The sequence below is a fragment of the Synechococcus sp. UW140 genome, from assembly GCF_900474295.1.
In the GTDB taxonomy this organism is placed as follows: Bacteria; Cyanobacteriota; Cyanobacteriia; order PCC-6307; family Cyanobiaceae; genus Synechococcus_C.
The window spans coordinates 1-17,944 of the sequence record NZ_UCOB01000025.1 but is presented as its reverse complement, the minus strand read 5'-3'; the positions used below and the strand labels follow the sequence as shown (position 1 = coordinate 17,944).

Below are 17,944 nucleotides of genomic sequence, written 5' to 3'. Positions count from 1 at the left end.
GGAGGCAACTCAGGCAGCGAGTTGATCCAGCACCTGCTGAGCCCTTTGCACCACCGGTGTGGGCACGCCCGCCAGTCGTGCTGCCTCGATGCCATAGCTGCGGCTGGCGCCTCCAGGGGCGACTTGATGCAGGAACAGGAGGTCTTCCCCGGTTTCTTTCACAAGGACCTGGTAATTGGCCACATTGCTCCGCTGATTCGCCAGGGCATTGAGTTCGTGGTAGTGAGTGGCGAACACCGTCCTGGCCTGGAGTTCGCCAGCCAGGTGCTCACTTACGGCCCAGGCGATTGAGAGGCCATCGAAGGTCGCCGTGCCTCTCCCGATCTCGTCCAAAAGCACCAACGATCGTTCACTGGCGTGGTGAAGGATGTTAGCGGTTTCGGCCATTTCAACCATGAAGGTGGATTGGCCTGCTGCCAGATCATCCACGGCGCCAACACGGGTGAAGATGCGGTCGGCGATACCGATGCAAGCCGACTGCGCCGGCACCCATCCACCCATTTGGGCAAGCAGCTGAATCAGACCGATCTGACGGAGATAGCAGCTCTTGCCGCTGGCATTGGGGCCGGTCAAAACCACCAGGTCGATGTCGCTGCCGAGCCCGATGTCGTTGGGTGTGAAGTGCTCTTCCACCAGCAGTTGTTCCACCACAGGATGGCGGCCGGCCTCCACGATCAGGGCGCGGCTGTCATTGATCTCAGGTGCGCACCAACCTTCGGTGGCGGCCACGTCCGCCAGGCTGCTGAGGGCATCCAAACCTGCAACGGCTCGGGCTGATCGCCGGATTGCTTCAGCGTGCTGGCCCACCTCCTCCCGCAGCGTGCAGAACAGTTCGTATTCGCGTTGAGCGGTGCGAGCTCTGAGCTGAAAGATGGTGCCTTCTCGTGCCTTCAGGTCGGGGGTGATGAAGCGTTCTTCGTTGGCCAGGGTTTGGCGGCGGATCCAGTGGTCGGGCACGGACGTGGATTTGGCGCGGCTCACGGAGAGGAAGTAGCCAAAGGTGCGGTGATATTGCAGGCGCAGATTGGTGTTTCCGCTTAGCTGGCGTTCGAGAAGTTCCTGGTCCGCCAACCAGCTGTCCTGGTCGTCGAGCTGGTTGCGTAGCCCATCAAGGAGGGGGTCGACGCTGTCGTGGATCAGACCACCCTCACTCAGGTTCAGAGGAGGGTTCTCCACGAGTTCGTGTCGGATCGTGCGAGCCAGGCTCTGGAGTTCGCGATCCGGTACCAGCAAGTGCTCGAGCCAGTGGGGGCCAGCGTTGAGGCGTTCACTGATGAGTTCGGCCAGCAAGGGCAGCCGCTCGAGCCCATCAGCGATGGCGACGAGATCACGAGCGCCAGCCTGGCCGGCTCCAGCGCGCCCCGCCAGACGTTCAAGGTCTCCCATCGGCCGCAGCAAACGACGCAGGGCCTGCCGCAGTGGGCGGTTCTGCACGAGGGTGCTGACCGTGGATTGACGTTGCTGGATGGCCTGCGTCTTCACCAACGGGGCTTCCAGCCAGCGGCGTAGACAGCGACTACCCATGGCGGTGAGGGTGCGGTCGATTCCCCAGAGCAGGGAGCCTTGAAATTGACCATCACGCTGGGTGGAGGTCAGTTCGAGGTTGCGTCGGGTTTGGGCATCCAGCACCAGTGAATCACCGTTGAAGCGCAGGCTCGGTCGATCCAGTGGCGGCGCATTGAGGTCATCCTCTTCCAGCGGTCGGGTCTCGTTCAGATAGGCGAGCAGTCCTCCGGCAGCTCTCAAGGCCAGGGGGTGGTTCTGCAGACCGAGGCCATCAATGGTTGCGAGACGGTAGTGGCTGAGCAGTGCCTGCTCTGCTTCCGGGCGGCTGAAGGGGGTGCTGGTCATGGCCGTGAGCCGCTGTCGTTCCGGGCACCAGGCCGGTCGGCCGTTGGCGCTGTCGTTTTGATCGAGCTCGTGTCCAGGCCCCCAAACCAGTTCGGCCGCATCGAGCCGCGCCAGCTCTTGATGCAGTTCGCTGCTGCTTTCCATTTGCAGAAGCACCAGTTCTCCGGTACTCACATCGGCGCTGGCCAGGCCCCAACGAAAGGGTTGCTTGCCCTGTGGCGGTTCCACGACCACGGCGGCCAGCCAATTGTTGCGGCGAGCGCTCAGCATGCCTTCTTCAAGCACTGTGCCTGGCGTTAGCACCCGTGTGATGTCACGCCGCAGCAAGGTGCCTTTCGCGCTCCCCTTTGCTGGCGCAGCCTCCAGTTGATCGCAGAGTGCCACGCTGCGCCCTTTGCGGATCAGATCGGAGCAGTAACGCTCGGCTGCGTGGTGGGGGATGCCCGCCATGGGCACCCGTCCGACACTTTTGCCTCCTTCCTTACCTGTGAGCGTGAGCTCCAGCAGGCGCGAGAGCTCGATCGCATCCTCGAAGAAGCATTCGAAGAAATCGCCGAGTCGATAGAGCAGCACCCGCTCCGGATGGGCTGCTTTCAGCTCAACGTAGTGGCGCAGCATCGGCGTGAGCTGCGACGGCTCCACGAGGCTGTGATGGCTCCAGGCGGGCAGGTCGTCGTCATTGCTTTCGAGAAGGCTGGTGTTTGCAGAGGAGTTGTCATTGTCGGGCTGATCGTTAACGCCGTCGTGTGCGGCTGTCGCGGACTCGTCTGAGGCCTGACGCTGTCGAGGCCTTGCTTCGGCATCAGCGGTGAGGGCTGCGTCATTCAGCGGTGTGGTGCCGGCGCCATCTCCGTGTCGATCTGCCCTCCCGGTTGGCTGGGCTTTGTCCGGGCTTGCCGGCTCCGGATCCCCGAACAGATTGCCCTGCATGGCCAGATCCAGTTGGGGCACGGGGAGCGCTGGCGGGGGGTTGATCGTAAGGGTCTTGACAGCGACTCTTCACCACAAGCTGTAAAGGTTGGCGCTGGTGATGCCGGGACCTTCGGCCCCCGCGTGGGAGAATCCCAAGCACCGACCTGGCGTCGACTTACTCCATGCAGATCCTCAACACCCTCACCGTTCTGGCCCTGGTGGTGATGTCGTTCGCCATGATTGTGGCGGTGCCTGTCCTCTACGCCTCCAGCGAGGACAGTGGCAACTCCAATCGTTTGATTCTTCTCGGCGGCATCGCCTGGGTGGCTCTTGTGCTGCTCAATTGGGGTGTCAGTTTCTTTGTGGTCTGACACACAGGCATTGATCTGATCGCACGTGGTCCTTCCACCGAGGTGGGAGCATGTGATCAGTTTCAGCCGGTCTCATGGCCATTTTTGAGGGTCGCTTCACCGATGCGCAGAGCCTGCGCATCGGTGTTGTTGTGGCTCGTTTCAACGATCTGGTCACCAGCAAGCTGCTCAGTGGCTGTCTCGACTGCTTGTCTCGGCATGGTGTGGATGCGACCCAGACAAGCTCCCAACTGGATGTGGCCTGGGTCCCTGGGTCCTTTGAACTGCCACTGGTGGCACAAACAATGGCTCGTAGCGGCAGCTACGACGTGCTGATCACTCTTGGAGCAGTGATTCGTGGGGACACCCCCCATTTTGATGTCGTGGTGGCTGAGGCCAGCAAGGGGGTGGCCGCAGTCGCACGTGACACGGCTGTGCCGGTGATTTTCGGGGTCCTCACCACAGACACCATGCAACAGGCCCTGGAACGGGCTGGGATCAAGAACAATCTTGGCTGGAGCTATGGCCTTGAAGCTCTGGAGATGGGCTCTCTGATGAAAGCTCTCGGTTGATTGACTGAGGGCACCTTGTTAGTGCATGCTTTCCAGGTCGCGAGGGACACAACCTCACGGCCGACTTGCGGATGTAGCTCAGTGGTAGAGCATCTCCTTGCCAAGGAGAGGGTCGAGAGTTCGAATCTCTTCATCCGCTTGCTTATTGCTTCCTGATCAGTAGTTGCTGGGGGGATGCATCATCAAATCCCAGCTGCTTGTAGAAGCCAGCGCTGTTCGTTGTCATGAGGTAGACGCGTTCGGCGTTCCGGATTGCAGGGGCTGCGAGCAGGGCCTCGACCACCCGGCGCCCCAGTCCTCGCCCCTGCAGGTCTCCGGCAACTACCACGTCCCAGAGCACGGCGCGATGAATGCCGTCGCTGTGGGCGCGGCCGAAGCCCACAATCCGCTTGCCACGCCATAGGCTCACGACCACAGTGCTGCCTGCCAGCATCTGCTTCAGGTCGCTTGTGGTGCGGTTCTCAGCCCAGAAGGCGTGCTTCTGGAACAGCCGGCGCAACTTGATCAGGCCCCGGCTCGGGCGCAGTCCAGGTCCCATGCCAAACCAGCGCAGGCCTGGGGCTCCCGGGGCATGTTCAACCAGGCGGATGCGTGCCATGGCATTGGATGTTGGTCTTCATCATCCGCCTCTGCGTTCACCCAGGCTGAATGGTGAGAAGACAACGGAGATCCCGAACTCCTCGGCGAATTCCAGCACCCTGCACCAGGCCCTGTGATCACCGTCTGATTCGTCTGCTGAGGGGCGGAGGATGCCCCGCAGGATCACTGGCGCCTGATGGCTCTGAAGCGTCATCTCGAACAGAGGCCAGCCCACATCGCTCTGCACCCCATCCTCCCGAAAGCTGGGCACCACATCCAGGCTGCCAATCAGTACGCGCCGGAGGTTGCTGTCCCAGCTGTAGGTAATCCCGTAGCGCACCAGCAGATCGGCGGCCAATGCCCAGGAGCGGCCTTCAGTATCGATGACGATTGGCAGAGCTTCGCCCCGGGCCCGCATGCTGCTGGTGCGTTGGAACTGAAGTGGAGGTTGCTGTTCGATGGCGCCGTCGTGCGGCTCGGGCTCGGCTGAAGCCTGCTGGTGGAGCAAGCTCTTGATCCGCTGACGCAGTTGATCGCCGCCATCGCTGCTGCCGTTGGCTTCGAGCTGGAGTAGATCCCAGCGTTCTCCGGTGCCGCCCCAGATCATGGGGCCATAGTTGTCGTGCAGGATCCGACCATCGCGGTTGGAGGCCGCCTCGGCATGGGTCATCACCGTGTTGATGGTGATGTCTTCCGCCTGCCAGCCCCAGCTGCGGGCAATGGCTGCCGTTTCTTCGCACAATCCTTTCAACTGCGCCACCGTTGGCGGCTGGCTCCAGGGATCGGGCTGACCCCCCATACAGGCGCAGGAGAGGGCAACGGAATTGTTGTTGCGACCCCATGTGTGCGCTGGCAGATCAACGCTGTAGGCGTGCAGGCAGTGCACCTTCCCATCACCATCGATGATGGAGTGGTAGTGGCCGCTGCGAACCCAGTCGTAGTGAGTTGCCGTCCAGTGCAAATAGATGGTGGCTCCCATGTTGTCTGCTTAGCCAGGTGTTTTGAAGCGTGCTGTTTTGCAGAGCTTGCAGGCGAGTCGCATGTTCTCAGTAGGCTGGCCCCCAGACGATCCGCTGCATCCATGCTCAAGCTCCTGCTGGGTGATCCCAATGCCCGCAAGCTGAAGCGCTACCAGCCGATCGTCTCGGACATCAATCTGCTGGAGGAGGAGATTGCTCCTCTCAGTGATGACGACCTGCGCCGTCGCACGGCTGACTTCCGTCAGAAGCTGGAGAACGCCGGCCCGCTTCAGAAACAGCGGCCCCTCCTTGATGACCTTTTGCCGGAGGCTTTCGCGGTCGTGCGTGAAGCCGGGAAGCGGGTGTTGGGCATGCGTCATTTCGATGTGCAGATGATCGGGGGCATGGTTCTGCATGAGGGCCAGATCGCCGAGATGAAGACCGGCGAGGGCAAGACCTTGGTGGCCACGTTGCCCAGTTACCTCAATGCCCTCACCGGCCGCGGCGTTCATGTCGTCACCGTGAACGACTATCTGGCTCGGCGTGACGCGGAATGGATGGGCCAGGTGCATCGCTTCTTGGGCCTTTCGGTGGGTCTGATCCAGCAGGACATGGATCCCGCCACCCGTCGCAAAAACTATGGATGTGACATCACCTATGCGACCAATTCAGAACTGGGGTTTGATTACCTTCGCGACAACATGGCCAATGACATCAGCGAGGTGGTGCAGCGCGAGTTCCAGTACTGCGTGATTGATGAGGTTGATTCGATCCTGATCGATGAGGCCCGCACGCCTCTGATTATTTCCGGGCAGGTGGAAAGGCCTCAGGAGAAATATCAGCAGGCGGCGCAGATAGCAGATGCCCTCGAGCGTGCGGCCGAAATGGGGAAGGACGGCATCGATCCCGAAGGGGATTACGAGGTGGATGAGAAACAGCGCAGTTGCACCCTCACTGATGAAGGTTTTGCAAAGGCAGAGAAACTACTTGGGGTGAGTGATCTTTATGACCCTCAAGACCCCTGGGCGCATTACATCACGAATGCGCTGAAGGCCAAGGATTTGTTCGTCCGCGATGTGAATTACATCGTGCGTGAGGGCGAAGCCGTGATTGTTGATGAATTTACCGGCAGGGTGATGCCTGGTCGCCGCTGGAGTGATGGGCAGCACCAGGCGATCGAAGCCAAAGAAAGCCTGCAGATCCAGCCGGAAACACAGACCCTGGCTTCGATCACCTACCAAAACTTCTTTTTGCTTTACCCCCGCTTAGCCGGGATGACAGGGACGGCCAAGACCGAGGAAGTGGAATTCGAGAAAACCTACAAACTCGAGACCACGATTGTGCCCACCAATCGAGTGCGAGCCCGTCGTGATCTGGCCGATCAGGTTTACAAAACTGAAACCGCTAAATGGCGAGCGGTGGCAAAAGAGACCGCTCAGATTCACCACGATGGCCGGCCTGTGCTGGTGGGTACCACCAGCGTCGAAAAGAGCGAGCTGCTCAGCACCTTGTTGGCCGAGGAGTCCATTCCTCACAACCTGCTCAACGCCAAGCCTGAAAACGTGGAGCGTGAGGCTGAGATCGTGGCACAAGCAGGCCGTTCCGGTGCTGTGACGATCGCCACCAACATGGCGGGCCGCGGTACCGACATCATTCTCGGCGGGAACAGTGACTACATGGCACGCCTGAAGTTGCGCGAGGTGCTCTTGCCCCGGCTGGTGAAGCCCGAGGAGGGTCATCGCCCGCCAGTGCCCCTCCAGCGCAGTCCTGAGGCTTCTGGGTTTGCAGCTAAGGCAGTGCCTTCCTCAGGTCCTCACGGCAGCGCACCGAGCGAAGCCAGGGCTATTGGCAGCCTGTATCCCTGTCAACTCAGTGATGACACCGACCAGGCGCTGGCCGATCTTGCTCGTGATCTGATCAAAGCCTGGGGTGACCGTGCCCTCAGCGTGATTGAGCTGGAGGATCGCATTGCCACGGCGGCAGAGAAGGCTCCTACCGAGGATGAGCAGATCGCCGCTTTGCGTTTGGCCATTGGCCGAGTGAAGGCGGAATACGACGAGGTGGTCAAACAGGAAGAAGCTCGTGTGCGTGAGGCGGGTGGTCTCCATGTCATCGGCACTGAACGGCATGAATCCCGTCGCGTCGATAACCAGCTACGCGGTCGAGCCGGTCGCCAAGGGGACCCTGGCAGCACTCGCTTCTTCCTGTCGCTTGGTGACAACTTGCTGCGCATCTTTGGTGGTGATCGGGTCGCTGGACTGATGAATGCCTTCCGTGTCGAGGAGGACATGCCGATTGAGTCGGGGATGTTGACCCGCTCTCTGGAAGGGGCGCAAAAGAAGGTGGAAACGTATTACTACGACATCCGTAAGCAGGTCTTTGAGTACGACGAAGTGATGAATAACCAGCGCCGAGCTGTCTACACAGAACGGCGCCGGGTGCTCGAGGGGCGTGAGCTTAAGAAGCAGGTGATTGGCTATGGAGAGCGCACCATGAATGAAATCGTTGAGGCCTATGTGAATCCCGATCTACCGCCTGAGGAGTGGGATCTTGGTCAGCTGGTGAGCAAGGTTCAGGAGTTTGTCTATCTGCTCGAGGATCTGAAGCCCGATCAACTCAGTGGTCTCTCCATGGATGACCTCAAGGCATTTTTGCAGGAGCAGCTACGCAACGCCTACGACCTCAAGGAGGGCCAGATAGAACAAGAACGCCCAGGCCTCATGCGCGAAGCTGAGCGTTTCTTCATTCTCCAGCAGATCGATACCCTCTGGCGAGAGCATCTCCAAGCCATGGATGCGCTGCGCGAATCGGTTGGCTTGCGCGGTTATGGCCAGAAAGATCCCCTGATCGAATACAAGAATGAGGGCTATGACATGTTCCTGGAAATGATGACCAACATGCGCCGCAACGTGATTTATTCGATGTTCATGTTCCAGCCAGCTCCTGCGGCTCCGCAGACAGCAAGCGCCTGATCGTCTCCCCTGGTCAGTCCCCCAAGAACTCGAGGATCTCTCGGTCCTTGAGGTTCTGTGATTTGCCACTACGCACCTCACTGATCGGCCGTCCCGCTGCGACGGCCTTGAGGCAGGCCTGCAGGGTGCCCACCTGGCTTTCCAGTTGATCGATCCGCTCCATCAGGTTGCGAATGACGTTGGCCTCCGCATCTGGTAAGGCGGAGTGGGCCAACGGGTTGATCCGCACTCCACTCTGGTGAATCACCCTGCCTGGAATCCCGACCACGGTGGAATCGGCCTCCACATCTCGCACCACCACTGAGCCTGCTCCAATGCGGGTGTTGGTGCCGATCTTCAAAGCCCCCAGCACCTTGGCACCGGCTCCAACCACCACATTGCTGGCGAGGGTGGGGTGACGTTTGCCGCTCTCCTTGCCTGTTCCTCCCAGGGTGACTCCCTGGTACAGCAGGCAGTGGTCACCCACCTCGGCGGTTTCGCCGATCACCACTCCCATGCCGTGGTCGATAAACACGCCGCTGCCGATGCGGGCGCCGGGGTGAATTTCGATACCGGTTAGGCCACGGCTTAGCTGGCTCAGAAGCCGTGCCGGAAGTTTGAGGGGTAGGCGGGAGTGCCACAGCCGGTGGCTGAGCCGGTGGACTGTGATGGCCTGAAAGCCTGGATAGCAGAGCAGGATTTCGAGAGCGCCTCGTGCCGCAGGGTCCCGCTCACGGATGAGGGCCATGTCAGCTCGGATCTGCTTGAACATGGCCTTGTCAGTTTGGACGCTTGCCTGGTGCAGGCATCATCACCTGTCAGGGGTTCGGGCTGTGGACTTTCAGTTGGTCTGCAGACCGATCTCTTTGCGTAGCAGCTCGATCGTGTCGCTGCTCAGGTAGCTCTCAGCACAGTGCACTTGGGGCATGCGCATCAGCTGGGACCGATTCTGGCGCAGGCTCTGTTCCACGAGGGGCAGGCTGGGCCGATCGCAGAGCACATGGCTGGAGGCCCGCAGCAGTGCCAGTAGACGGCTTCCCACATCTGGAGTTGCGGTCATCAACAGCAGTTCATTGCCCCGCATGCTGTGCAGAATCACCTCGGCGGCACGCAGGATGCCCGGGCTGATGCTCACCAGGCCCACACAGCTGCCGGCTCTGAGTTCCTTGAGCAGATTGAGTTCTTCGCGGAAGTCGTTCAGATCCACTGCCACCGCGCGCACGCCATGGCGTTTGGCCAGCTCTTCGATCGGTTGCAAGAAGTAGCGGCTTGTCACCACGGTGCCATTGCTGGCGCTCTCCAGCACACTCTCGAGCTCCTCCATTGGCACCACCTCAACAGGTACATCCAGGCTCGGCTCGAGTTCTTCTGCAATCAGCATGGAGGCGCCGATATCTTCCCTGGGAGTGCTCACCAGCACCCGCGCGCCGCAGCGCAGTCGCCAGTCGATCTCGCGCGTGAGCAGTTCACGGGTCTGCTGGAGGGTGCAGCCGGCATTGAGGAGTCCGTCCACGCATTTACGCACTTCGCGGTCGAGATCTGTAACCCCACGGTTGCGGATGTGCACAGGGGTGCGCACTTCTCGGGGTTTTTGCTGGTCACGCACGTAAATGCCAGACCCGGCCATCGCTTCCACCACACCGTCAGTTTCCAGCTGGCGATAGACCTTGCTGATGGTGTTGCGGTGCAGACCGGTCTGCATCGCGAGCTGGCGGGTGCTGGGTAGCCGGTGGCCTGGCGGGTAGTGCCGGGCGGCGATCGCGAAGCAGATCTGGTTGTAGAGCTGGGTCGAAGCCGGAATGTCGCTTTCCTGCTGAATGTGGAATCGCACGCCGGTGGACCGGATCGAATTGCGGCCACCCTAAGAAGTGATCGTCCTGGTGACAATTGGTTGGGTGGTCTGTGTCCTGATGCCAATTCCTGAGCGCGCTTTAAGAACTCCTTCTCATTGGCACACCATTGCCCGTTCGCATGCACCACTGCGCTGTTGGTGGGCGCCGGTAAATGACACTAAACAGTCTCGTTTTCGTGCTGTTCTCGTGCTGCCTGAGGTTTTTGGTGTGAATGCCTGGGTGCGCAGCATTGCTGATCGGATCGCTGCAGAAGGGGTGCCGGCGCTGGCCATGCCGCTGTTTGCACGCACAGCGCCGCAGTTGGAGTTGGGTTACGACCCGGATGCGCTGGCGGAGGGCCGCCGTCATAAAGACAGCACCACCATGGCGGGGATCCTCGCTGATGTGCGTCATGCCGCTGCCTGGCTGCGGACGCAGGGCTGCACGGAGCTCACAGTGTTGGGGTTTTGTTTCGGGGGCCATGCTGCCCTGCTTGCGGCCACGCTTCCAGAGGTGCAGAGCAGTTTCGACTTTTACGGTGCTGGTGTTTGCCAAAGGCGCCCTGGTGGAGGGCCGCCCAGTTTGGAGCTCTTGGTTCGAGTCGCTGGCAACCTCACCTGCATTTGCGCCACAGCTGATCCGCTGATTCCACCAGCGGATCAGCAGCAGATAGCCGATGCCTTGAGAGCATCTGACCCTTCAGGAGAGCGGTTGCGCTATGTGGGCATTGATGGGGCTGATCATGGCTTCATGTGTGAAGCTCGCAGCAGCCATGATCCAGCAGCGGCACAGCTGGGTTGGCAGCTGTTGCTCGACCACCTTCACGCTTGAGCGTTATGGGGTGGTGCCGCTTTTGCCGCTCATCCTTGCCGCACGGGGCGGGGCGGTGATGGTCCGCACTGCCTTCACGACGGGTTGGTCGTCGTCCTTGTCCTTCTTCACCAGCGGCGTCTTGCGCGGTGTGAGGAACATGATCATGTTGCGGCCTTCGCGCTTCGGAGGCTGTTGGATTTCGGCCTGCTCTTCAAGATCCTTGGCCATCCGCCGCAGCAACACTTCGGCGAGGGCGGTGTGCTGAATCTCCCGACCGCGGAAGATCACGGTGCATTTCACCTTGTCACCGGCCTTGAGGAAACGCTGGGCTTGGCCAATGCGGACGTCGTAGTCATGCAGGTCAATTTTGTAGCGCATCTTGACCTCTTTGACCTCGGTCTGATGCGACTTTTTCTTGGCTTCTTTGGCCTTCTTTTCTTGCTCAAATTTGAACTTGCCGTAATCCATGATCCGGCAGACCGGAGGATCGGCTTTTTCGCTCACCAGCACCAGGTCAAGTTCGCGTTCCTGGGCGACAGACAGCGCCTCTTCCCTGTCGATCACGCCAAGCTGGGTGCCATCAGCATCAACAACTCGCAGCTGCGGATAATTGATGCGTTCGTTGATGTTGGGGAGCTCACGAACAGGAGCGCGTCGATCAAAACGGGGACGTGGAGCCATTCAGGGTGTTGAGGGAACAGGGAAGGACGGCGGCCCAGCTTGGACAAACGCAGGCACTTCTCCTCTCACACTAGACCTCCTTTGATCAGATTCATCGCTTCGTTAAAGGGTTCCTTACTCCTCAGCCAGTGGGGTTGATGCTGGCGGCGAAACCAAGTTCGCTGGCGTTTGGCGAACTGTTGGGTGCGTCGGGAGGTGATCGCAATTGCATCCTCGCGACTCAGGGTTCCGTCCAGTTCCTGCAGTGCTTCCCCGTAGCCGATGGTCTGAAGGAGGGGGAGGTCAGCACCGAAGCGCTGGCGCAGCAGATCCGTTTCCTCCACCAACCCATCCACGTAGAGCTGGCGTGTTCGATGGGTGATTCGCTGACGCAGGTCGATGGGGTCGAGGCCCAGCTCCAGCACTCGCCAGGGCGGGGGGCTGGCACTTTGCTGGCTGCTGATGGTGCGTCCTGTCGCATAGAGCACCTCAAGGGCGCGTTGGGTGCGCACCGCGTCGGCCGGTGCGATCCGACGACTGGCCTCTGGATCTGACTGTTGCAGCAGTGCATGGCAGAGCGGTTGGCCGAGCTGTTCCATCTGGGCGCGTAGCTGAGGCTGTGGCGCGACTGCAGGTGGCTTGAGACCGCTGGTGAGGGATTTGAGGTAGAGACCGCTTCCTCCCACCAGGAGGGCCATGCTCCGTGTTGCGATCGAGCGGTTCACCGCCTCCAGCGCCACGCCCTGAAATTCCTGGAGTGTTAGAGGCTGGTCTGGATTGCGCAGGTCGAGCAGGTGGTGGGTGACCTCGGCTTGCTGGGCGAGTGTGGGTTTGGCGGTACCCACGTTCATCCCCCTGTAGAGCTGGCGGGAATCGACATTGATCACCTCGAGTTGCAGCTGCTGGGCCAGGGCGATTCCAAGCGCCGTCTTTCCACTGGCGGTGGGGCCCAGCACCACGATCACAAGGGGATGATTGGCTCCTTGATCGGGATTGTCGGGGCTGGTGGGAATGGCACTGGTGTCGCCCATGGGTGAATCCTTGGGGGTGCACCCCTGGGAAAAATGACGCCTCAGAGGCCTCTGCAAGCGCCTCTGGTGCACCGGTGGTAAATTCAGCCTGACAGGACGGCTTTGCAGACCACGAACGCATGAGCGAAGCCTCAAAGGTTCAAGCCGCCTACGGCGCTGAACAGATTCAGGTCCTCGAAGGGCTTGAGCCAGTCCGTAAGCGCCCGGGGATGTACATCGGCACCACAGGGCCGCGTGGACTCCATCATCTGGTGTACGAGGTTGTCGATAACTCTGTCGACGAGGCTCTGGCTGGGCATTGCTCAGAGATCCTTGTTGTCCTTGGTGAGGACGGCTCAGCCTCAGTCACCGACAACGGCAGAGGCATTCCCACGGATGTGCACCCGCGCACTGGCAAGAGTGCTTTGGAGACAGTGCTCACGGTGCTGCATGCCGGCGGCAAGTTCGGCGCCGGTGGCTACAAAGTGTCTGGAGGCCTCCACGGGGTGGGGGTTTCCGTTGTCAATGCCCTCAGTGAATGGGTTGAGGTGACGGTCCGCCGTCAGGGGCAGGTGCACCGTCAGCGCTTTGAACGCGGTGCAGCGATTGGCAGTCTTCGCTCAGAAGATCAGCCCGATGATGAGAATGGCCGCACCGGTACGAGTGTCTGCTTCAAGCCAGACATCGATATTTTCACGGTTGGCATTGTTTTTGATTACTCCACTCTTTCCGCCAGGCTGAGAGAGCTTGCTTATCTAAATGGCGGCGTCAGCATTGTCTTTCGCGATGAGCGTGAATCCGCCCGAAGTCCAGAAGGTGAGCCTCACGAAGAAACTTATTTCTACGAAGGCGGCATCAAGGAATACGTTGCCTATATGAATGCGGAGAAGGAACCCCTTCATCCGGAGATTATTTATGTGAATGCCGAGAAAGATGGTGTCTCGGTTGAAGCAGCCCTTCAGTGGTGTGTTGATGCCTATTCCGACAGTATTCTTGGTTTCGCCAACAATATCCGCACGGTTGATGGGGGCACCCATATCGAGGGTCTGAAAACTGTTCTGACTCGCACACTCAACACCTTTGCTCGCAAGCGCGGTAAGCGTAAGGAAGCTGATTCCAATCTCGCTGGTGAAAATATTCGCGAGGGCCTCACCGCTGTGCTTTCCGTGAAGGTTCCTGAGCCTGAGTTTGAGGGTCAGACCAAGACCAAATTGGGGAACACCGAAGTTCGCGGCATTGTTGACAGTCTTGTCGGTGAGTCTCTCGGTCAGTACCTGGAATTCAATCCAGGTGTGATCGACATGATCCTGGAGAAGGCCATCCAGGCCTTTAATGCAGCCGAAGCAGCGCGCCGGGCGCGTGAGCTTGTGCGGCGCAAGAGCGTGTTGGAAAGTTCCACGCTTCCCGGCAAGCTGGCAGATTGCAGTTCAAGGGATCCATCCGAGTCTGAGATCTACATCGTTGAGGGTGATTCAGCTGGCGGCTCCGCTAAGCAAGGTCGTGATCGTCGTTTCCAAGCGATTCTTCCCTTGCGCGGAAAGATCCTCAATATTGAGAAAACAGACGATGCCAAGATCTACAAAAATACCGAGATTCAGGCTCTGATTACGGCCCTTGGACTTGGCATCAAAGGCGAAGACTTTGATCAGAAGAATCTTCGCTACCACCGCGTTGTCATCATGACAGATGCTGATGTGGATGGTGCTCACATCCGCACCTTATTGCTCACCTTTTTCTACCGCTATCAGAAGGAGTTGGTGGAAGGTGGTTTTATCTACATCGCCTGCCCGCCTCTCTACAAAGTGGAGCGCGGGAAAAATCACACGTATTGCTACAACGAGCAAGATCTCCAAAAAACCCTATCAAGCTTTCCGGAAAAAGCTAATTACAACATTCAGCGTTTCAAAGGTTTGGGTGAGATGATGCCGAAACAGCTTTGGGAGACCACAATGGATCCCACCACGCGAATGATGAAACGTGTGGAAATTGAAGATGCCCTCGAAGCCGACCGCATCTTCACCATCCTGATGGGCGACAAGGTTGCACCGCGTCGTGAATTTATTGAAACCCACAGCGCTGAACTTGATATGACCAACCTCGACATCTGATGCAGGCTTCGCTGGTTACCGCGATGCGCTGGAGCTGGCTGCTCGGTGTTGCTCTGCTGGCCCCGGCGGCCCTTCCCGCTGGAGGAGCAGATCGACGTCTTCCAGAAGTGCGACGTCGTGATGGTGGTGGGCCGTTGATCAGTGGTTCCCACGATCTTTTGCATGCCTCCCCCAGGGTGAATGCGCCCTCTCTGCGTCGACTCGACTTGGGCACCCCGCTGCGGGTTTTGCGGAGTTGGCGATGTGAAAACGGTGAGGAGTGGCTGCAAGTTGAGGTGGCCTCAACCGTTGGTATTGACCATCCTGGTGCGGTCCAGCGGGGCTGGATGCATGGCTGATGCACTGTTGTTCACCCGTCAGGTCGCCCTAGTGGGATTGGGGGCCATTCCAGGTGCGTGGTTGCGACTTCGGGTGGTTAACCACTACGAACCGATGGTGCCGCGTAAACACTGGGGAACGTTTGCGGTCAACCTGATCGCGGCGTTTGGTCTCGGTCTTGTGGCAGGACTGACCGTGAGTGGCAAATGCCAGCCCGCCACAGCGACTGCACCGTTGCTATTGCTGATCGCTACCGGTTTCTTTGGCAGTCTCAGTACCTTTTCTACCTTTGCGGTTGAGTTGCTCAACACCCTGAGGGCCCATCAGTGGCTGGAATGCTTTGTGCTCGCTGTCGGTTCGGTTCTGGGTGGCTTACTGGTGGCTGCACTCGGCTATGGCCTCGGGGTGGCCTGATGGAGGCGAAGACGAGCCGATTCACTCTTCAGCAGGAGTTGTCGGAGCTTGTTCTGGTGGCGATCGGTGCTGTTCCCGGGGCAGTGTTGCGCTGGCAACTGGGTCTGCACCTCGGCGAGAAGGATCTCGTCGCCAATGTGGTCGGTGCCTTGGTGCTGGGCTTGTTGGCTGGATGTCCCAGTCGCCCCCGCCGTCAGCTCCTCCTCGGCATTGGTTTTTGTGGATCGCTCACCACGTTCAGCAGTTGGATGGTGAACAGTGTTGAGCTGATTGCTTCTGGGCAATGGGTTGAGGCCCTGGGCCTGATTGGCTTGACCCTTGGCCTGGGTGTTGGCGCCGCAGCACTTGGATTTTGGGTCGGTCGGGCCCTAACGGCCCCGGCACCGACCCGTTGAGCTGAGGCTTAGCCGGCCAGTGCCGCTTCGATCGCGGTTTTCAATTCGGTTGACTCTGGCTCAACTCCGCTCTTGAAGCGTGCGATCACGCTGCCGTCCTTGCCCACGAGGAACTTCTCAAAGTTCCAGGCCACATCACCGGCCGGCTCCATCTGATTGAGAGTGGAGTAAGGCTCGGTTGTCGTGCCCATGGCGTGCACTTTGTCGAACAGCTCGAAGCTGGCGCCGTAGCTGGTAGAGCAGAAGGCTTGGATTTCTTCAAGCGTGCCGGGTTCCTGACCACCAAAGTCGTTGCAGGGGAATCCCAGCACGCGTAGGCCCTGAGACCCATAGGTTTTGTTGAGTGCTTCCAGGCCGGAATACTGCTTGGTGAAGCCGCAGCGACTGGCCACATTCACGATCAGCAGCACATTGCCGGCGTAGTCGCTGAGGCTTTTGTCATTGCCATCGGCGCCGCGCACGGTCACTCCATTCACATTCAGGCCCATGCTCATCCGATTAGGAGCGAAAACACTAGCTGGGAACTGTTTGGTGCAGCCATGCGCCATACACTGAGCAGGCCCAGACCACAGGCCGATGGACGAGGCAACTGGGGTGGTCGCGTCCGTGGTGACCCAGCAGCTGGAATCAATGCTGGCGGCGGGTAATTACGACGCCGTCAAATTGTTGCTGGAGCCTGTTCAGCCTGTGGATATTGCCGAGGCGATCGGCAGCCTGCCGCGAACGTTGCAGGCTCTCGCCTTCCGTTTGCTGAGCAAGGATGAAGCGATCGAGGTGTATGAATATCTCGAGCCGGCTGTGCAGCAGAGCCTGCTGGAGCGACTGCGCTCAGGAGAGGTGCTGGAGCTCGTTGAGGAGATGTCACCCGACGACCGTGTGCGGTTGTTTGATGAACTTCCCGCCAAGGTGGTGCGTCGGTTGTTGATGGAGCTGAGCCCGGCGGAGCGTCGGGTGACCGCACAGTTGCTGGGTTATGAGGCGGAGACCGCCGGCCGTCTAATGACGACTGAGTTCATTGACCTCAAGGAGTTCCACAGTGCCGCTCAGGCGCTCACGATCGTGCGTCGTCGCGCTCGGGACACGGAGACGATTTACAGCCTCTATGTCACCGATGGGGAGCGCCATCTCACTGGCATCCTGTCCCTTCGCGATCTGGTCACGGCCGATCCAGATGATCAAGTCGGCGATGTGATGACACGGGATGTGGTGAGTGTGCGCACCAACACTGATCAGGAGGAGGTGGCTCGTGCGATCCAGCGCTATGACTTCTTGGCTGTTCCCGTGGTGGACCTTGAGCAGCGCTTGGTGGGCATCGTCACTGTTGATGACGTGATCGACGTGATCGAACAGGAAGCAACCCGTGACCTGTATGCAGCAGGTGCTGTGCAGGCGGGTGATGAAGACGATTACTTCCAGAGCAACCTATTCACAGTGGCCCGCCGCCGGGTGGTCTGGCTCACGGTGTTGGTGGTGGCCAGCTTTTTCACCTCGGAGGTGATTGCCCTCAACGAGCAGGTGCTGAAGGAGGTGGTGTTGCTGACCGCTTTCATTCCTTTGCTGACGGGTAGCGGCGGCAACGTTGGTGCCCAGAGTTCCACAGTGGTGATTCGTGGTTTGAGCACCCAGCGCATTCAGGCGCTTGGACCCCTATGGGTGGTGGTGCGTGAGGCGATTGCCGGCGCCTTGCTGGGCTTGCTGATGTTGTTGGTGGTGGTTCCGTTCGCTTGGTGGCGTGGTGGAGGGCCCTTGGTCGCTGCGGCGGTGGGCATCAGCCTGATGGCGATCACCACCTTGGCGGCTACGGCTGGAGCGGCGTTACCGCTTTTGTTCAATCGCATGGGCCTGGATCCGGCGCTGATGTCGGCTCCCTTCATCACCACCGCCACCGATGTGGCTGGCGTCATCATCTATCTCAGCACCGCGGCCTGGCTGCTGGCCAATCTCCCCCTAGCGGCCTGAGAGGCTCCCTAGGGATAATTACCTAATTTTGCGGCCGTTTCTTTCCTGAGAGTCTCTTTACACTTCTTTAGGGGTACTCTTTACATAACGCAATGAACGCAAAGGAGCACGCATGATCGCCGCAACTGCTCTCGCCCCAGCTGCTTCCGCCAACTCCAAAACGCGTCGGCCTACCGGGTCTCGCTCGGTCGTGGCAGATGTCGACATGGTGCGTTCGTATCTGCGTGATATCGGTCGTGTGCCGCTGCTGAGCCATCAGCA

The 17,944-nt window shown here is 59.6% G+C and carries 18 protein-coding genes and 1 tRNA gene; 11 read left to right on the top strand and 8 right to left on the bottom strand.

The window, feature by feature from the left end; genetic code table 11:
* Positions 1-9: 9 nt before the first annotated feature.
* The gene (gene mutS / locus DXY10_RS09870; protein WP_115019159.1) at positions 10-2,781 is read right to left on the bottom strand and encodes a DNA mismatch repair protein MutS; all 2,772 of its coding nucleotides are present in this window, start codon (positions 2,779-2,781) and stop codon (positions 10-12) included.
* Between the two features lie 164 nt (positions 2,782-2,945).
* Between mutS and psbZ the strand changes: the two genes are divergently transcribed.
* The 3 genes from psbZ (at position 2,946) to DXY10_RS09855 (ending at position 3,824) form a co-directional block, all read left to right on the top strand.
* Positions 2,946-3,134, top strand: coding sequence for a photosystem II reaction center protein PsbZ (psbZ, locus tag DXY10_RS09865; protein ID WP_115018927.1), 189 nt, complete (start codon positions 2,946-2,948; stop codon positions 3,132-3,134).
* Positions 3,135-3,208: 74 nt separating this feature from the next.
* Positions 3,209-3,685, top strand: coding sequence for a 6,7-dimethyl-8-ribityllumazine synthase (gene ribH / locus DXY10_RS09860; RefSeq protein WP_115018926.1), 477 nt, complete (start codon positions 3,209-3,211; stop codon positions 3,683-3,685).
* 67 nt (positions 3,686-3,752) lie between these two features.
* Positions 3,753-3,824, top strand: a tRNA-Gly gene (locus DXY10_RS09855).
* A gap of 3 nt (positions 3,825-3,827) precedes the next feature.
* Here the strand turns inward: DXY10_RS09855 and DXY10_RS09850 are convergent.
* Complete coding sequence (locus DXY10_RS09850; RefSeq protein WP_115018924.1) at positions 3,828-4,283, bottom strand: GNAT family N-acetyltransferase; 456 nt, start codon at positions 4,281-4,283, stop codon at positions 3,828-3,830.
* A gap of 21 nt (positions 4,284-4,304) precedes the next feature.
* A complete protein-coding gene (locus DXY10_RS09845; RefSeq protein ID WP_115018923.1) occupies positions 4,305-5,243 on the bottom strand; it encodes an N-acetylmuramoyl-L-alanine amidase in 939 nt (312 codons plus the stop codon).
* Positions 5,244-5,345: 102 nt separating this feature from the next.
* Between DXY10_RS09845 and secA the strand changes: the two genes are divergently transcribed.
* The gene (secA, locus tag DXY10_RS09840; protein ID WP_115018921.1) at positions 5,346-8,195 is read left to right on the top strand and encodes a preprotein translocase subunit SecA; all 2,850 of its coding nucleotides are present in this window, start codon (positions 5,346-5,348) and stop codon (positions 8,193-8,195) included.
* Positions 8,196-8,208: 13 nt separating this feature from the next.
* Here the strand turns inward: secA and cysE are convergent, their stop codons facing one another.
* Together cysE and DXY10_RS09830 are read right to left on the bottom strand one after the other, a co-directional pair.
* Positions 8,209-8,979: a serine O-acetyltransferase gene (gene cysE / locus DXY10_RS09835; protein ID WP_256359479.1), complete on the bottom strand. Its 771-nt coding sequence runs from the start codon at positions 8,977-8,979 to the stop codon at positions 8,209-8,211.
* A gap of 36 nt (positions 8,980-9,015) precedes the next feature.
* Positions 9,016-10,005, bottom strand: a complete 990-nt coding sequence (locus tag DXY10_RS09830) for a GntR family transcriptional regulator (RefSeq protein WP_115018918.1) — start codon at positions 10,003-10,005, stop codon at positions 9,016-9,018.
* Positions 10,006-10,084: 79 nt separating this feature from the next.
* Here DXY10_RS09830 and DXY10_RS09825 point away from each other — a divergent pair, with 79 nt between their 5' ends.
* Positions 10,085-10,837: a dienelactone hydrolase family protein gene (locus tag DXY10_RS09825; RefSeq protein ID WP_115019158.1), complete on the top strand. Its 753-nt coding sequence runs from the start codon at positions 10,085-10,087 to the stop codon at positions 10,835-10,837.
* A gap of 3 nt (positions 10,838-10,840) precedes the next feature.
* Here the strand turns inward: DXY10_RS09825 and infC are convergent, their stop codons facing one another.
* Both infC and miaA read right to left on the bottom strand, forming a co-directional pair.
* Positions 10,841-11,500, bottom strand: a complete 660-nt coding sequence (infC, locus tag DXY10_RS09820; protein ID WP_115018916.1) for a translation initiation factor IF-3 — start codon at positions 11,498-11,500, stop codon at positions 10,841-10,843.
* A gap of 65 nt (positions 11,501-11,565) precedes the next feature.
* Complete coding sequence (gene miaA, locus DXY10_RS09815; protein ID WP_115018914.1) at positions 11,566-12,510, bottom strand: tRNA (adenosine(37)-N6)-dimethylallyltransferase MiaA; 945 nt, start codon at positions 12,508-12,510, stop codon at positions 11,566-11,568.
* A gap of 119 nt (positions 12,511-12,629) precedes the next feature.
* Between miaA and gyrB the strand changes: the two genes are divergently transcribed.
* The 4 genes from gyrB to DXY10_RS09795 are packed head-to-tail and all read left to right on the top strand — an operon-like array spanning position 12,630 to position 15,724.
* A complete protein-coding gene (gyrB, locus tag DXY10_RS09810) occupies positions 12,630-14,597 on the top strand; it encodes a DNA topoisomerase (ATP-hydrolyzing) subunit B (protein WP_115018913.1) in 1,968 nt (655 codons plus the stop codon).
* On the top strand, positions 14,597-14,935 hold the full coding sequence (locus DXY10_RS09805) for an SH3 domain-containing protein (protein ID WP_170955790.1): 339 nt from the start codon (positions 14,597-14,599) through the stop codon (positions 14,933-14,935). The genes gyrB and DXY10_RS09805 overlap by 1 nt, the downstream gene beginning before the upstream one ends.
* Positions 14,928-15,329, top strand: a complete 402-nt coding sequence (locus tag DXY10_RS09800; protein ID WP_115018911.1) for a CrcB family protein — start codon at positions 14,928-14,930, stop codon at positions 15,327-15,329. The genes DXY10_RS09805 and DXY10_RS09800 overlap by 8 nt, the downstream gene beginning before the upstream one ends.
* Complete coding sequence (locus DXY10_RS09795) at positions 15,326-15,724, top strand: CrcB family protein (protein ID WP_371411146.1); 399 nt, start codon at positions 15,326-15,328, stop codon at positions 15,722-15,724. Before DXY10_RS09800 ends, DXY10_RS09795 begins: the two co-directional genes overlap by 4 nt.
* A gap of 8 nt (positions 15,725-15,732) precedes the next feature.
* Here DXY10_RS09795 and DXY10_RS09790 read toward each other — a convergent pair whose 3' ends face one another.
* Positions 15,733-16,212, bottom strand: coding sequence for a glutathione peroxidase (locus tag DXY10_RS09790; protein ID WP_115019154.1), 480 nt, complete (start codon positions 16,210-16,212; stop codon positions 15,733-15,735).
* 88 nt (positions 16,213-16,300) lie between these two features.
* On the opposite strand from DXY10_RS09790, the gene mgtE reads away from it, so the two are divergent.
* Positions 16,301-17,683 carry a magnesium transporter gene (mgtE, locus tag DXY10_RS09785; RefSeq protein WP_115018908.1) on the top strand — a complete coding sequence of 461 codons (1,383 nt, stop codon included), beginning with the start codon at positions 16,301-16,303 and terminating at the stop codon, positions 17,681-17,683.
* 112 nt (positions 17,684-17,795) lie between these two features.
* The coding region (locus tag DXY10_RS14910; protein ID WP_305791065.1) for a sigma-70 factor domain-containing protein at positions 17,796-17,944 on the top strand (149 nt) is incomplete at its 3' end.

Excerpts from the sequence above, each read along its gene's own strand:
- gyrB (WP_115018913.1), top strand. The coding sequence starts at position 12,630 with ATGAGCGAAGCCTCAAAGGTTCAAGCCGCCTACGGCGCTGAACAGATT.
- mutS (WP_115019159.1), bottom strand. The coding sequence starts at position 2,781 with ATGCAGGGCAATCTGTTCGGGGATCCGGAGCCGGCAAGCCCGGACAAA.
- mgtE (WP_115018908.1), top strand. The coding sequence starts at position 16,301 with ATGGACGAGGCAACTGGGGTGGTCGCGTCCGTGGTGACCCAGCAGCTG.
- DXY10_RS09805 (WP_170955790.1), top strand. The coding sequence starts at position 14,597 with ATGCAGGCTTCGCTGGTTACCGCGATGCGCTGGAGCTGGCTGCTCGGT.
- infC (WP_115018916.1), bottom strand. The coding sequence starts at position 11,500 with ATGGCTCCACGTCCCCGTTTTGATCGACGCGCTCCTGTTCGTGAGCTC.
- ribH (WP_115018926.1), top strand. The coding sequence starts at position 3,209 with ATGGCCATTTTTGAGGGTCGCTTCACCGATGCGCAGAGCCTGCGCATC.
- DXY10_RS09790 (WP_115019154.1), bottom strand. The coding sequence starts at position 16,212 with ATGGGCCTGAATGTGAATGGAGTGACCGTGCGCGGCGCCGATGGCAAT.
- DXY10_RS09800 (WP_115018911.1), top strand. The coding sequence starts at position 14,928 with ATGGCTGATGCACTGTTGTTCACCCGTCAGGTCGCCCTAGTGGGATTG.
- DXY10_RS09845 (WP_115018923.1), bottom strand. The coding sequence starts at position 5,243 with ATGGGAGCCACCATCTATTTGCACTGGACGGCAACTCACTACGACTGG.
- miaA (WP_115018914.1), bottom strand. The coding sequence starts at position 12,510 with ATGGGCGACACCAGTGCCATTCCCACCAGCCCCGACAATCCCGATCAA.
- psbZ (WP_115018927.1), top strand. The coding sequence starts at position 2,946 with ATGCAGATCCTCAACACCCTCACCGTTCTGGCCCTGGTGGTGATGTCG.
- DXY10_RS09850 (WP_115018924.1), bottom strand. The coding sequence starts at position 4,283 with ATGGCACGCATCCGCCTGGTTGAACATGCCCCGGGAGCCCCAGGCCTG.
- secA (WP_115018921.1), top strand. The coding sequence starts at position 5,346 with ATGCTCAAGCTCCTGCTGGGTGATCCCAATGCCCGCAAGCTGAAGCGC.
- DXY10_RS09825 (WP_115019158.1), top strand. The coding sequence starts at position 10,085 with ATGCCAATTCCTGAGCGCGCTTTAAGAACTCCTTCTCATTGGCACACC.